Source organism: Legionella sp. PC1000 (genome assembly GCF_014109805.1).
GTDB lineage: Bacteria > Pseudomonadota > Gammaproteobacteria > Legionellales > Legionellaceae > Legionella > Legionella resiliens.
Window position 1 is genome coordinate 3,555,732 of sequence record NZ_CP059400.1, and the last position, 13,905, is coordinate 3,569,636.

A 13,905-nucleotide genomic window follows, 5' to 3' on the forward strand; every position below is an offset into this window, starting at 1 on the left:
TCAAGAAATACTTTACTTACTACCTCCCTGCCAATCCCGCAAACAAGTCGAGGGGGAGGGGTAGAAATAAAAGATAATGAAAGTGACACTACTTGAGGTCAAGTGACCTGAAAGATCGTCAGTTTTTCATTTAAATTTCTCTACGTACTGCTTAAATTTCTCTACTTAACGCTTAAATTTCTCTGCTTAAATTTCTCTACGTACCGCGCTTTATGCGCGGTATCCAGAACAATATTTTAAGATGCCGCTGAGCATTTCTAGAGCAAGATCCCCTGGATACCGCGCATAAAGCGCGGTAGGTAGGCGAAGAAATAAGTACGGTATGTAGGCGAAAAAAATTAAGCGCGGTACGTAGACGAAAAAATTAGTGGAGGTTTCTCATCAAAAAACTGACGTTACCTCAGGTCAAGTGACCCAAACTTTGCAAGTCCTCCAAGTCCAGCTTAATCAGCAAGTAGGTAAGGCTTGTAAATGGGCTCCCATACATTGTTAGCAAGCTCTTCCTCAAATCCTGATTCATTAACCCCAGCAAGACCTTCCGAGATCGCCTGTTTTCCTACGGCTTTTGCAACAGCAAAACTAATTGAGCGAAGGTGTGCAAGTGGTGGCAGAAGGTTCGCTGATTTATTTTCCCGAGCAGGAGAGCATGCTGCAAGAGCAAGTGCAGCAGCCTTAATCATTCCATCAGAAACTCTTTTTGCTTTAGAAGAGATAATACCTAAAGCTAAGCCTGGAAAAATATATGAATTATTTGTCTGATCAATATAATACTCTTTTCCATTGAATTTTACGGGATCAAAAGGACTTCCTGTTCCGATTAAAGCCCGACCTTCCGTCCAATTGAGAAGATCTTTAGGTATTGCTTCACTATGAGAAGTTGGATTGGAAAGTGGAAAAATAACCGGACGATCCGTGTATTTCGCCATAGTGCGTACTACCTCTTCGGTAAATGCCCCTTGTTGTGTTGAAACACCAATCAGTGCTGTAGGTTTGACATTACGAACCACATCAAGTAATCCGATTTCCTCAGAATTGGTAACCTGCCAACCTGCCACCTCCGAACGTTTACGGGCAAAGGCTGCCTGAGCAGCAGTCAATCCCTTACCACCTTCTACAAGAAGTCCATACCTGTCTACAGCATAGATACGATCGCCTGCTTCCTGATCGCTTAATCCGGCGTCTCTAAGCGCACCACGCATCAATTGGGCAATTCCATAACCCGTGCCACCGAAACCTAGGAAAACAATTTTCTGGTCCTTTAGCGGAATTCCAGTCACATTAATGGCAGAAAGCAGAGTCCCTGTTGCCATAGCAGCAGTTCCCTGGATGTCATCATTAAAAGTGCACAGCTTATCCCTATAGCGCTCCAACAACCGCGCCGCATTAACACCTGCAAAATCTTCCCATTGGAGAAGAACGTTTGGCCAACGGCGTTTAACCGCAGATACAAACGTATCGACAAATTCGTCATACTCTGCACCACGAATACGATTGTGTCGCCAACCAATATAAAGAGGATCGGCTAATCGCTCTTCATTGTCGGTTCCCACGTCCAGAAGAATAGGCAAACAATATTGTGGTGGAATACCCGCCAAAGCAGTATAAAGTGCCATTTTACCTATTGGGATTCCCATTCCACCGGCTCCTTGATCACCGAGACCAAGAATGCGCTCGCCATCACTCACGACGATACACTTAATTAAGTCATAACGTGGATGAGAAAAGATTTGATCAATCAAATTCTTGTTGGGATAACTAAGAAACAGCCCCCGAGGCTTGCGGAATACTTCACTGAATTTTTGACATCCCTCCCCAACCACAGGAGTATAAACAATGGGCAACATTTCCTCGATGTTATTAATGATCAACGAGTAAAAAAGGGTTTCATTATTATCTTGGAGATCGCGTAAGAAACTGTACTTTTCTAAAGTGGTCGGCAATTCGGTCAAGCCATCGTGGCGGCGTTTTTGCTGCTCTTGCAAAGTACTCACCTGGGGCGGTAACAAGCCATGGAGGGAGAAAGAGTCCCTTTCACTATCGGTAAACGCAGTGCCCTTGTTCAATCTGGAATTATTCAGCAGATTATAACCTGTCAATCGTGTTTTGATGCTGCCATCTTTGAGATATTGAGTATCATGATCTGATTTTTTCATTTTCAAGGTCCTTTTTAATGAATATCTATTTTAAAGCCTGAATGGAGACATCTCCGTAAACGTTTATTCTGGCAAAGGAATGAATTCATGTTCATCGCCAGGTATTTTTCCAAACTTTCCTTCTTTCCAATCCAATTTGGCCTGTTCAATTCTTTCTTGCGAACTGGCTACAAAATTCCACCAAAGATACCGACGTTGTTCAAGAGCCGGTCCCCCCAAAATAATCATATGTACATCTGAGAGCGCCGTTACTTTGATTTCCGCTCCTGCTTTAAGAATAAGCATTGTTGTGGCATCATATTGGGTAGCCCCAAATGTTATCTTACCATTCAAAATATGAATTGCCCGTTCTTCTACTGTTGATGGAATGATCCACTTGGCATGAGCCTTCAATTTACATTCAACAAAAAGCGCCTCATTTTGAGTGATGACCGATGATTTTAATCCCATCCATTCTCCCGCAATGATTCGCAAACTTATATTTTTATCTTCATTGTGCATAGGAATGGCACTTTTATCATAATGGGTGAATGAAGGGTTCGTTTCCTCTTTGTTAAGGGGCAATGCCAACCAGCATTGGATACCAAAAAAAGGGTGGGGGTAGAAACGATCCTGGTGCGGCGTACGTTCGGAATGAGCAATCCCTCTGCCAGCAGTCATCATGTTCACATCACCAGGGACAATGATTTGATGACTGCCGAGCGTATCACGATGTTCCAGCTTTCCAGAAAATAAATAGGTCAGGGTTGATAAACCGATATGGGGGTGCGGGAGTATATCAATGCCTTTGCCCATAAGCAGTTCACTAGGCCCCGCTTGGTCCCAGAAAACAAATGGACCTACAGTTCTTTGTTCCCTCGATGGTAAAATGCGATCTACTCGAAACCCGCCAAGATCAACTGATCGAGGAATAAGTGCCATGCTCACTTGCTCGGGACATCCTTGAGTCTCACATAGGGGGTCCTTTGCATTAAAATAGCTCATTTTGGGATTCTCCCTGAATCACTCTAGAACACAATATTGCGCTGGCGTATTTGAAATAAGCATAGCTCAAATTAGGAATTAAGGAGAGTACCGGATAGATATGAGCAACCAGGGTACACAGCACGCAGTTCTCCTTATAGATGGCGTGAAACAGTATATAAAGCCATTTTAATTTTTCTTACATCTTTGCTTAAATTTTGCTGCAAATTTATCGAGCATATTTTGCTTTAACTAAGTTTTGCCTGCAGTAACATAAGTAGTGATTAATTGATTAAAACATGGCTGCAGTGAACCTTGATCGGGCAGTTCTTGGGTCTCTTCAATGGTTCCTAAATCCACATAATTTAATTTCAATTGCGCATGGGAGTTCACCTGATAATATGCTTTAGCAACGCAGCAAACGGCACATGCTGCTAAATCATCATAAGCTTTAACTTTGGGGTCTAACTTCTTGGATAGTGCCAGAAGATCATAGGCGGGGTAAGATTCTGGAAGGCTCTATGGGTTTGTTATGAAACATTAAATCCATAGGAACAGCCCCATTAATTTTTGCTGCAAATAAATAGAAAAACACAAAAACATGAATCTTCCCGTTTGCATTTTAAAATCATTCCTCAATAACTCAGCCACTCCAGCATGCCATCAAATCAATCATATTGCGAATTATGAAATTTTATTCAACGGAATAAACCATCCCAGTTTGAGCTCCTTCGACACTTTTACTATAAGCCAAAGCAACTCGATTAACTGGAACCGGTTCAAAACCACGAAAAAAGGGTGCATACCGATTCATTGCTTCGGATATTACTGTAGGACTTACTGCATTGATACGAAGATGATGAGGTAATTCAATCGCTGCGCTTCTTACAAAAGAATCGATTGCCCCATTTACCATAGCTGCAGATGTTCCCATAAGGATTGGATCATGGCTTAAAATACCGCTTGTTAAAGTAAATGAACCGCCTTTATTGATGTATTTGTGGCCAATTAATACGAGCCTGACTTGCCCCATCAATTTACTATTCAGACCAATAGCATATTGTTCTTCAGTAAAACCCATTAACGTTTCAAAGTATACTTCACCCGTTACAGCAACGACTGCATCGAACGAACCTATTGATTTGTAAAGCAATTCAATGGAACGTGCATCTCTAATGTCAACTTGAAAATCACCACTAGTATGTCCGACTGTAACCACTGTATGACGTTGTTTGAGCTCTTTACATACCGCGTCACCTATTAATCCGGTTCCACCTACTACAATAATTTTCATTTGTCTTTCCTTTTTAGAGACCAGTCATCAACCCATCATTCTTATTGCCATTGGTTTTTCTCTTTTTACTCTAAACCATATATTTGTTCCAAGATGTCATCGATACCTTTTTGGGCAGCAGAAATTGCTGCAGCAGTTTTACAATTCATTTGATTCGCGTCATTCAATAATCTGTAAGAACGATGTAGATTGGTTCTGGCATTAAACCAGTATTCTTTTAAGATAAATTTTCCACTATGTTCTACTAATTTTGCAGATTCTTGTATTATGGATGAGCAAGGATTTGTTTGATTAACATTTAATTCCTCAATTTTTTGCGACAGTTCATAGCATTGATTCGCAAGATAGGCTTTCTCTTCATCAGGCATACTGTAGGCCGCAAGCGAAAATAAGAAAAAGGAAGCACAGATAAGAAGTTTTTTAAGCATTTAATCATCCCTAATGAATTTGAGTCCAAAATGTTCACATGAAAATTTTACATGGGATTTCTAACTTTTCAATCCTCATTAAGTAATTTCATTTCATTTACAAATCGACTCATAAAGTTATTTGATGTACAATTAAAATCCATAATGTCTTATAAGATAAACTTCATGTATTCCCATATATACCTATCAACAGTACAAGCAACGGATAAGGAAGATTTACGCAGAAGAATAAATGAAGCACATATTGACCCTAAAATGAGCGATCATCCGTTACTTACGCCGGCGGCTGAATTAGCATTAAAAGGACAATTTAAGCAAGTAGAATGGTTACGGGAGCTAGGTGCAAGCGTTGATTCCATTGCCTATGCTTATGCAATAGCCGGAAAACACGATAAAGTCGATGACTACCGCAGACTGTATAAAGCAAACATTGACATCATTGCTCAAGGCTATGCTGTAGCTGGAAACACCCTGATGGTGGGAGAGTATCAGGCGAAATATAAAGCAAGCGTCCATGCAATCGCCCAAGGATATGCTTTTGCAAAAAATGATGACCAGGTTGAACACTATAGAAAAAAATTTAAAGCCAGTGTTCATGCAATTGCTGAAGGCTACGCTTGTGCGGGTAATCATGAGCAAGTGCTTTATTACTGGGAACACCATAAAGCAAACATTAATGCCATTGCTAGAGGTTATGCTTTAACGGGACAACATACACAAGTCAAAAACTATCAGACCCCGGCAAATGTTCGTTCGATTGCCCAAGGCTACGCAATAACAGGGTATCACTATCAAGTTGAACAATATCGTAAGAAACATAAAGAATGCATCGATGCAATTGCCCAGGGCTATGCAATCACTGGGGATCACGCGAAAGTTGAAGAATATCGAACGCGATATAAAGCAAGCGTTCATGCGATTGCCGAAGGTTATGCTCTAGCAGGAAATCATATAAAAGTTGAAGAATATCGGATCAATCATGGTGCAAAACCGCTAATGATTGCCAAAGGCTATGCTCTCGCTGGAAATCATGCAAAAGTTCAAGAATATCGGACAACACATCATGTAAGCCTGTTTTCAATTGCTAAGTATTATGCTTTAGCAGGAAATTACGACCAAGTTCATTACTATCAAAATCTCGCCGATACAAGCCGTGATCAAAACTTCAGTAAAGCAATGATTACTGCAATTGTTCAAGGTTATGCTTTGGCTGAAAATTACGATAAAGTTGAAGAGTATCGGAAAGACTATAAGGTAAATGTTGATGTGATTGCCCAAAGCTATGCTATGGTTGGCAATTATGAAAAAGTTGATGAATATCAAACCAGGCATGGAGCCCGAGCTAATCCGATAGCACAAGGCTATGCTTCAGCGGAAAATCATGACAAAGTTGAAGAATACCGTACGAAATTCAACGCAGATGTTAATGCGATTGTTGAGAGTTACGCTTTAGCTGGCAATCATGCAAAAGTTGAAGAGTATCGAACCAAGCATGGAGCTAGTCTAAAGGCAATTATTACAGGTTATAATCTAGCTGGCAACAAGGAAAAGATTAGAGAATATGACATCAATAAGCTTTTATCAGGCTATCTGGAAGATAGAGAAAAAGTAGTTGATTCTTCAGGAAAAATTAAGGAATATTTCCATGATTTTTTCTTTTGTGTCCAGAAAAGCCTGACGCAAAAACGCAATGCTGTTAAGGAGATCCAGCGTGCATTGCAGGGCGAGAAAGTTGTTTTCTCCGAGGAGCATATTGCCACTTTGAGAGATGGTAATTTAGGCAAAGAATTAAGGGCCTTCGTTAAAACCGGTAAAGCAAATGAACTCGTCGGTAAGGAAGTGCATACAGTTAGAGAGTTTGTGGATGCTCTGCAGAATAATTTTTCTTCTCAGTTAAAAACCTAATTACTCAAAGACTAGATTCGATAGATACAACTCATTGCAATCTCACCTATTTTTTGGGTATCTGCTAGTCCTCATTAACTAAGATACAAAAATGGATTTTTTCATCGAAACACATTATTTTAACTTTTGCTTTTCTTGATGAAATAACAATATAAATGACAAGGACTATTATGAATCGATTTCCCAATAAATTATTCCCCTGTATCTTAGTTATAGCAGCGAGTACTTCTGCTTTTCCTTCAGTGGCGCCGATTGAAATCAATCTTGAGCCCAATAAACCCATGGTTTTAACAAATACAAATAAGCAAGCAATCTCCATGTTATGTGAAGTACATTTGGTCTCAAGCGCAAAAAACTCGATTTCTATTCAGGTTCTAAGTGGAAAAGGCAAATTCAATGGCACTACCTTTAAACAAGGTGACTATTTAGTCTGGACTCTAACCAACATGCAACAAATTCCAGTATTGGCAGATCCTGGCACTAAAGCTCAGGTTACCGATTTAGGGACTCATGCAGTAAGAGCACTGTGTAATTAGATAGATATTGTAAATGGATCCCTGCCTACGCAGGGATGACAGCTTTTGAGTACCGTAACGCAGACAAGCCAGTCCAAGATTCCCTTGTTCCGGCTCTCTTTTTTTAAAACATCGTATTTAGCTGAAATTGTGATAAAAACTAAATTTTCAAAAAGTTATAGAATACCGGCACGATATTAGCTATGCTCAATGTCAAGACAGTGCTATTTACAATCAAAGGAGTGACATATTATGAATCGGTCTTTTTTAAAGGGAATCAGTATTTTTGCTCTTACAATACTGTTTTCCCTATCAGCTAATGCAGATTCTGCAGGGGGAGACCTTCAAACGCGTTGTACGGATGCCTGGATGAAAAAAGCAGATGAAGCAAAAGACAAAGTAGATTTTAAGAATTTTGGTGAAAAATATTGTGCTTGCGCGGTAAAACAGCCATTAGATAATGAAGTGGCCTTTCAAAAAGCAGTTAAGCTATGTATGTCAAGAACTTTGCTGCATGATACGATGGATTCCATCGAAGATGATGTCGGCTTGAGCAAAGCAAAAGATAGTGATATTACTGATTATTGTAAGGACAGATGGGAACTTATTCTCCCCAAACCATCTGACGAAGATAAAAAATTCATTACTGCCTATTGCGAATGCGCTAAACCTAAATTAGTCGAACTACTCAAAAAATCAAATGATATGACCGATAAACAGTATTATGACGCAATTGATGGTGTTGCGGATGTGTGTGCTGATAGTGTCGTCGCATCCAAGCCTTCCTCAACAAATTAAATAAAATTAGCCCCTCTCCACTCATGAGAGGGGATATTCCCAATCCCAATCGAAAGTACTCAACGATGCATTTACACAATCACGTGGGATCTGATACATGAACCGAAACATTCTCCAAGAATAAATAAGGCTTTCTTAGTGAATTAACCAATTTTCTACCCCAGCACATTTGGCAGGGAATAAACCTTTTGATGCAGGCAATTTTTTCTTTGGTGATGTGAATCATACAGATTCGAAACGCAATATGATATTCCAAACCTGCACCAATTTTCATTGCAATAGCATCACAATTGGGTTCGATAATCTGAGTTGCTAATGCGTCCGTTGCAAGTAGTGATGCCTCAGGTGTTAAATGACTATAAAGTTGGCTAAATTCCCTATCATAAAAAACCATCTCTTTTTCCAAACAATAAGCATATCTCTCTCGAGTAAGCGTGAATTGACATTTGCCACTGTATCTAAGATAAGCAACAGTTGCATATACCTGCCCCGAAATTAAAAAAAGACATAAAAAAACAATACGGTATGTTTTTTCCACACTACACTCCCTGTTTCAATAGTTCGGCTACATACATATTTCGAGTTAATGAAAGCGTACCTAATCCACTATAAATGTTAATGCAACATTAATTCAACTAATCGATGTGATATGATAAATACTCGCTAAAAAGAGATAGTCTGCGCATGAAATACACTAAATATGGTTACAGGATAAAACAACTCGCTGAAGAGGATGGATATTCCTGGTTATTTTTGCCTGGTGGTCCAGGACTGGGAGCGGAGTACCTCACTGATTTGTGTAACAAATTGCATTTGCCAGGGTCGATTTTTCTTTTAGATTTCCCCCAAGATGGTTCCAATACCCAAGGCGAACTGAACTTCAAATATTGGCAAAACGGTTTAATTGATTTGTTAAAATCCTTTCCCAAGCCGGTATTGGTCACCCATAGTTTTGCAGGAATGTTCGCGTTAAATTTTCCCGAACTAAAAGACCAGATATCAGGACTGGTGTTAATGAATACCACGACCAAAAACAGTTTTTTTGAACATGTAAGCGCCATGCAACAGCAACATCATTTACCTGATTTGGTTCCTGCAGCCACTCAATATCATTTAGCCCCATCAGATGAAGCATACAAAGAATTCTGGGATACTTATAAATATTATTGTTTTACTGCGGATGAATTGAAAGAAGGGGAAAAAATCATCCCTCTTTTTGCTTTTAATAATACAGCTTATTATCATGCCATTGAACATTTTTATCCGGATTATTCCTGCAAATGGTTTCCCGAATCCATACCCACAATGACCATTGCCAGCGAAAATGACTTTATTTGTCCCCCAAAAATCTTCCTGGAAAATAAAGGATTCCAAGGGAAAAACAATATCAATAAGATAATAGCTCAAGCAGGCCATGTGCCTTGGTTAATGGCTCTTAATCAAGTTCAGCATTGCTTTAATGATTTTATAATGATGCTGAATTCTGCAACAATGAATGAGTAAGAGGCGCTATTTTTTTATTTTTATTGAGGGAACACAAATGTATCCGATTACAACCCTTACCGGCTCATTATTAGCACTAGGCTATATTTATCTTTCACTTCAGGTTATTAAACTGCGACGCAAATATAAAGTTGTCTTGGGTTGTAACGAATTTACTGAGTTGGAAATGGCAATAAGAGCACACGGCAATTTCAACGAATATGCTCCCCTTATTTTAATATTACTTCTTTGTGCTGAAGCAAACCAGGCAAACTGGATAGTTCTGTTAATCTTGGTTTTTTTCTTTATTGTAGGGCGAATTATCCATGCATATGCGTTCCTTAAAGAAAAGCACCATCTTAAATATCGTATGCAGGGAATGACTATAACCTTTATCGTGATTATCTGCCTTTCCTTTTTAAACTTGAGCCTTCTCTTTCTCAAATAAGAAGGGTTACATATGTGTCTCCCTTCTTTGCTGTAACGAAACAAAACAGGTTTATTGTGATTGGCGATATCTATAATGAAATGTCATGCATCAATTTATGATTTCTACAACGTGTTATTGCGTATGAAACTCTTAATCACCGCATCAAGTTCCGACACTAATTGTTGTTTTCGCTGCGGGGTACAAAAACTTGCTTGTATACTATTTCGTGCCAATTGAATTAACTCCTGGGGGGTTAATTGGAACGTATCTGCTACAGCCCGATAATTTTCTTCTATGTAGCCGGAGAAATACGCAGGATCATCCGAATTAATCGTAACAGCCAACCCCATATTTAGCATTTTTTGAATAGGATGTTCGTTCATGGTCTTAAAAACACACAGTTTAATATTCGATAAGGGGCACACTGTAAGCGGTATTTGTTGTTTTTGTAAGCGCGCTACAAGTTCCATATCTTCTAAACAGCGCACACCATGGTCAACGCGAGATACCTTTAAGAGATCCAAAGCTTCAGTGATATAAGCAGCCGGTCCTTCTTCGCCTGCATGAGCAACGGTTAATAAACCATGAGCTCTTGCCTTAGCAAATACCGAAACAAAATCTCGGGGAGGATGATCACGCTCAGCAGAATCCAATCCCACAGCAATAAATTTATCTTGATACTTCAAGGCACTTTCTAAAGTACGCAAAGCATCTTCTTCAGGCAAATCTCTCAAAAAACATAAAATCATCTCGGAGCTTATATTGAATTGTTTTTTTGCCTGTTCCAGGGCCTTATGAATCCCCTGTATCACCACCCCAATATCAATTCCTCGAGCAGTATGCGTTTGCGGATCAAAAAAAATTTCTGTGTGACGTACATTTTGTGGGTTTATTTTTTGAATGTAAGCCCAGGTTAAATCATAAAAATCTTCTTCAGTTTGCAAAACATTAGTTCCTGCATAATAAAGATTTAAAAAAGATTGCAGATCAGTAAATTGATAAGCTGCATAAAGTTCATCAGGATTTGCGTAGGGTAATGGAATTTTATTTCGTTCTGCTAACAAGAACATTAAATCCGGTTCAAGCGTACCTTCTATATGAATATGAAGTTCAACCTTAGGCAAAGCCATAATTAATTCATTCATTTTATTTTTCCTGTTTTACCTGGCTCACAATCGGATCCAAATTAAGACCCATAATGATTTATTATAGATCGAGCTATAATCTCTAATTTTAGAAACTCATTCACACTCTCTTATTTGATATTTAAAATCGGATCAATTATTTTCTTCAAAATAAGGAATCTTATCTGGGTTAATGGATGACCAATCATCTTATAAATAAAAACGTTGATATTTATAAGTATCCAAGTGAATTCGAACACAATTTAGGCTCGATCACCCTCGGTGATTTACATGGTAACCCAATTAAACTCATCCACTTCCTCTTGCGTCATCAAATCATTCAATTTAAAGATGAAGTGAATGATGTTGAGAAAGCTTATCAACAATTTGTGACACTTTATGAACAGTATGGTGAGATTCTTCAAGAGTATCTGGAAAACCGTACACTTTTGCAATTTACACAAATAAAAATCGAAAATGCAAAAGAACGAATTGCAAATCTTGATAAACAATTAATTGAAACAAAAGAAACGCAACAATACCAAACTTTGTCCCAATTGCGGCAGCAAACACTGGAAAAATTACATGCCGCTGAAGATGAACAAAAAAAATTAAATCAAAAATTAAGCGAACCTAAAAATAAGCTGGCTGACTGTGTTGCCCAATTTAATCACTTCATGGCTCAATTGAGAGTCTCTGATAAGCAAACAATCGTTCGTCTTCTTGGTGATGAAGTTGCTGATCGTGGAAATTGTGATTATTTCACCTTAAGAATTCTTAATTTGCTTCATCGAAATCATTGCCCATTAACCATTCTTGTTTCGAACCATGGAAGTGAATTTATTTACGCATACGAGCAAATGATAGCAGGACATCCATTTGTCCCTCAGGGTTATATCGGTGATTTTCAAACTCCTTCGTTTTGGGGGCTTAAGCTTTTGCTTGATCAAGAAATTGTCCCTCATTCAGATTTAATCCATTTAGTTAATGAAAGCTATAAACCTACCTTAAAGATACTGGATTACACCATAAGCGAAAAGGGAATTACCTTATTTAGTCATGCTCCCATCCGTTTTGACGCCCTACAATTGATGGCTAAAAGTCTTGGAGTGAACTACGACGATTCTACGAGTGAAGCCTTAGCAACAACGATTGATCAAATGAATCACCAATTTCAATCCCACATTGAGAGCAATACCATTCATTCCCTCTTTCATACTGATGCGATTCTTGACAGAACGAACATGTCAGAACAGGAAAGAGCTGCATGGCCTTTAATTTATCTTTTCTGGAATCGCTGGAATGAAGCAAAGGAAACGGAAACCGCGAGACCTGCAACACACAATGGATACACGATTAATTATGTCCATGGACATGATGGATTTCAGAGCACTTTGGCCCATATTTATAATCTGGACACACTTTGCGGCAAGGATCCACGAAAGACTGAAGAGCAAAAAATCGATCAGACGTTTCGTTATATCATTGAGAATCGCGATAAAATTGGAGCTAAAACACCATCAGAATTTTATCTTCGTAATGTTTTAAGATATAAAGTGCTTAATTCAGATGAATACAGCTTAGAACTCAAAGAGCGAAAGAAACAAGAACCGCTTAAAATTTCCCCAAATAATGAGCTCGATGGCAGTATAAAAAAATTAGCTCTTCTCGGAAAACCCATTGTACCTCTTTCAAAGCCACTCATTGATTTGCAAACAGTCAAACCGAGTCCAAGAGAAATGAGCATCGCGTCAGAGGAACAAGAAGACAAAATAATGTTTTTTTCTTCTATGAATCTAATCAACTAAAAACAAGGGTTATTGTTCGCGGAATCCGGGAATTTCTCACCTGGACCCCGCGAGATACTTCTTAACTGATGGCAATGACAATAAATAGAAGCTCTTATTATCGTTGATGTTGGAAAAATAATTTCTTATCACCATAATTCGAAGCTAATAAAGGACTTTCCAGCATTAATGTTCCTATATGGTACTCTGCACCTTGATATTCTCCATATATTTCATAGAGGGGGCCCATAGGCACTTGTAAAAAGGAAACTCTAAAATCCTCACGCGAATCCTCAGCAATGAGATCTTTGACTAATTCAGTTGGTCTGAAGTAGATTCGCTCAGGAAATATTGGAATGCCTTTGTATTTACCTTCATTCGTCCAAGCAGCTAAATGCCACAGGGGAAGATTATTCGCGGGATCCCGAGTGAATTCGAATATTTTCTCAATCGCGGTTAATGTCCAACTGGTGGGATGGGGTATTTTATTTGAAAAATCTTTCGCAAAATAATTCCAATTCTCATTTTGCCCCTCAAGTAAATTCATTATATGCAGGTTTAAAGAGGGATGTTTGGAGACTAAAATTTTGATGGCCATACCCGGAATATAAGTGTCGTCAGTAGGAGGAGTCGCTAAAGAAAGACGTGCTACACCAACTCCACCGGACTGGTAAATACCAGTAAAAGGATGGCCCGCAACAGGGATTAAAGCAATTTTTGCTACTGAACCATTGGCATGAATAATTTTTACTCGACCTTCAGGTATTTCATCACTGGAATGATCGAATGTAGGTTTTAAATTAAACAATCCTTTTATTTTTTCAAGGACCTCGTTATAACTATTGCCAGTCAGTGGAGGTAAAGGATCTTCTGCATTGCTTAAGGTAATTTCATTCCATAATAAAATTTGCTTTTCGGCAGCAGATAAATTCTCATAATCGCAGGGTAACTGAGCATATATACCAAAACTCATGAAAAAATAGATAAGTCCATTAATAATCAAAGTCAAACAACGGCGCATCACAA

14 protein-coding genes are annotated in these 13,905 nt (G+C 38.8%); 6 read left to right on the plus strand and 8 right to left on the minus strand.

The window, feature by feature from the left end; translation table 11 throughout:
• Nucleotides 1-443: 443 nt before the first annotated feature.
• The 5 genes from FOLKNPGA_RS15675 to FOLKNPGA_RS15695 all read right to left on the minus strand — a co-directional run bounded on the left by FOLKNPGA_RS15675 (nucleotide 444) and on the right by FOLKNPGA_RS15695 (nucleotide 4,838).
• Nucleotides 444-2,153, minus strand: a complete 1,710-nt coding sequence (locus FOLKNPGA_RS15675; protein WP_182350760.1) for an NAD-dependent malic enzyme — start codon at nucleotides 2,151-2,153, stop codon at nucleotides 444-446.
• Nucleotides 2,154-2,216: 63 nt separating this feature from the next.
• Nucleotides 2,217-3,137, minus strand: coding sequence for a pirin family protein (locus FOLKNPGA_RS15680; RefSeq protein ID WP_182350761.1), 921 nt, complete (start codon nucleotides 3,135-3,137; stop codon nucleotides 2,217-2,219).
• 231 nt (nucleotides 3,138-3,368) lie between these two features.
• Nucleotides 3,369-3,509, minus strand: a complete 141-nt coding sequence (locus FOLKNPGA_RS15685; protein WP_182350762.1) for a hypothetical protein — start codon at nucleotides 3,507-3,509, stop codon at nucleotides 3,369-3,371.
• Nucleotides 3,510-3,810: 301 nt separating this feature from the next.
• Nucleotides 3,811-4,410, minus strand: a complete 600-nt coding sequence (locus tag FOLKNPGA_RS15690; protein ID WP_182350763.1) for a short chain dehydrogenase — start codon at nucleotides 4,408-4,410, stop codon at nucleotides 3,811-3,813.
• A gap of 65 nt (nucleotides 4,411-4,475) precedes the next feature.
• Nucleotides 4,476-4,838, minus strand: coding sequence for a hypothetical protein (locus tag FOLKNPGA_RS15695; RefSeq protein WP_182350764.1), 363 nt, complete (start codon nucleotides 4,836-4,838; stop codon nucleotides 4,476-4,478).
• 165 nt (nucleotides 4,839-5,003) lie between these two features.
• On the opposite strand from FOLKNPGA_RS15695, the gene FOLKNPGA_RS15700 reads away from it, so the two are divergent.
• The 3 genes from FOLKNPGA_RS15700 to FOLKNPGA_RS15710 all read left to right on the plus strand — a co-directional run bounded on the left by FOLKNPGA_RS15700 (nucleotide 5,004) and on the right by FOLKNPGA_RS15710 (nucleotide 8,056).
• On the plus strand, nucleotides 5,004-6,743 hold the full coding sequence (locus FOLKNPGA_RS15700; protein ID WP_182350765.1) for a hypothetical protein: 1,740 nt from the start codon (nucleotides 5,004-5,006) through the stop codon (nucleotides 6,741-6,743).
• 170 nt (nucleotides 6,744-6,913) lie between these two features.
• Nucleotides 6,914-7,279 (plus strand): hypothetical protein, encoded by a 366-nt coding sequence (locus tag FOLKNPGA_RS15705; RefSeq protein WP_182350766.1) that lies wholly within the window; start codon nucleotides 6,914-6,916, stop codon nucleotides 7,277-7,279.
• A 231-nt stretch (nucleotides 7,280-7,510) separates the two neighbouring features.
• Complete coding sequence (locus tag FOLKNPGA_RS15710; protein ID WP_182350767.1) at nucleotides 7,511-8,056, plus strand: hypothetical protein; 546 nt, start codon at nucleotides 7,511-7,513, stop codon at nucleotides 8,054-8,056.
• 79 nt (nucleotides 8,057-8,135) lie between these two features.
• On the opposite strand, the gene FOLKNPGA_RS15715 is transcribed toward FOLKNPGA_RS15710, so the two are convergent.
• Nucleotides 8,136-8,594, minus strand: coding sequence for a hypothetical protein (locus tag FOLKNPGA_RS15715; protein WP_182350768.1), 459 nt, complete (start codon nucleotides 8,592-8,594; stop codon nucleotides 8,136-8,138).
• Nucleotides 8,595-8,740: 146 nt separating this feature from the next.
• Between FOLKNPGA_RS15715 and FOLKNPGA_RS15720 the strand changes: the two genes are divergently transcribed.
• A complete protein-coding gene (locus FOLKNPGA_RS15720; protein WP_182350769.1) occupies nucleotides 8,741-9,559 on the plus strand; it encodes an alpha/beta hydrolase in 819 nt (272 codons plus the stop codon).
• A 37-nt stretch (nucleotides 9,560-9,596) separates the two neighbouring features.
• Nucleotides 9,597-9,986, plus strand: coding sequence for an MAPEG family protein (locus FOLKNPGA_RS15725; RefSeq protein WP_182350770.1), 390 nt, complete (start codon nucleotides 9,597-9,599; stop codon nucleotides 9,984-9,986).
• Nucleotides 9,987-10,090: 104 nt separating this feature from the next.
• Here the strand turns inward: FOLKNPGA_RS15725 and FOLKNPGA_RS15730 are convergent, their stop codons facing one another.
• Nucleotides 10,091-11,113, minus strand: a complete 1,023-nt coding sequence (locus tag FOLKNPGA_RS15730; RefSeq protein WP_182350771.1) for an adenosine deaminase — start codon at nucleotides 11,111-11,113, stop codon at nucleotides 10,091-10,093.
• Between the two features lie 176 nt (nucleotides 11,114-11,289).
• Here FOLKNPGA_RS15730 and wip point away from each other — a divergent pair, with 176 nt between their 5' ends.
• The gene (gene wip, locus FOLKNPGA_RS15735; protein WP_182350772.1) at nucleotides 11,290-12,900 is read left to right on the plus strand and encodes a Dot/Icm T4SS effector Wip; all 1,611 of its coding nucleotides are present in this window, start codon (nucleotides 11,290-11,292) and stop codon (nucleotides 12,898-12,900) included.
• A gap of 97 nt (nucleotides 12,901-12,997) precedes the next feature.
• On the opposite strand, the gene FOLKNPGA_RS15740 is transcribed toward wip, so the two are convergent.
• On the minus strand, nucleotides 12,998-13,900 hold the full coding sequence (locus tag FOLKNPGA_RS15740; RefSeq protein WP_182350773.1) for a hypothetical protein: 903 nt from the start codon (nucleotides 13,898-13,900) through the stop codon (nucleotides 12,998-13,000).
• Between the last annotated feature and the right edge of the window lie 5 nt (nucleotides 13,901-13,905).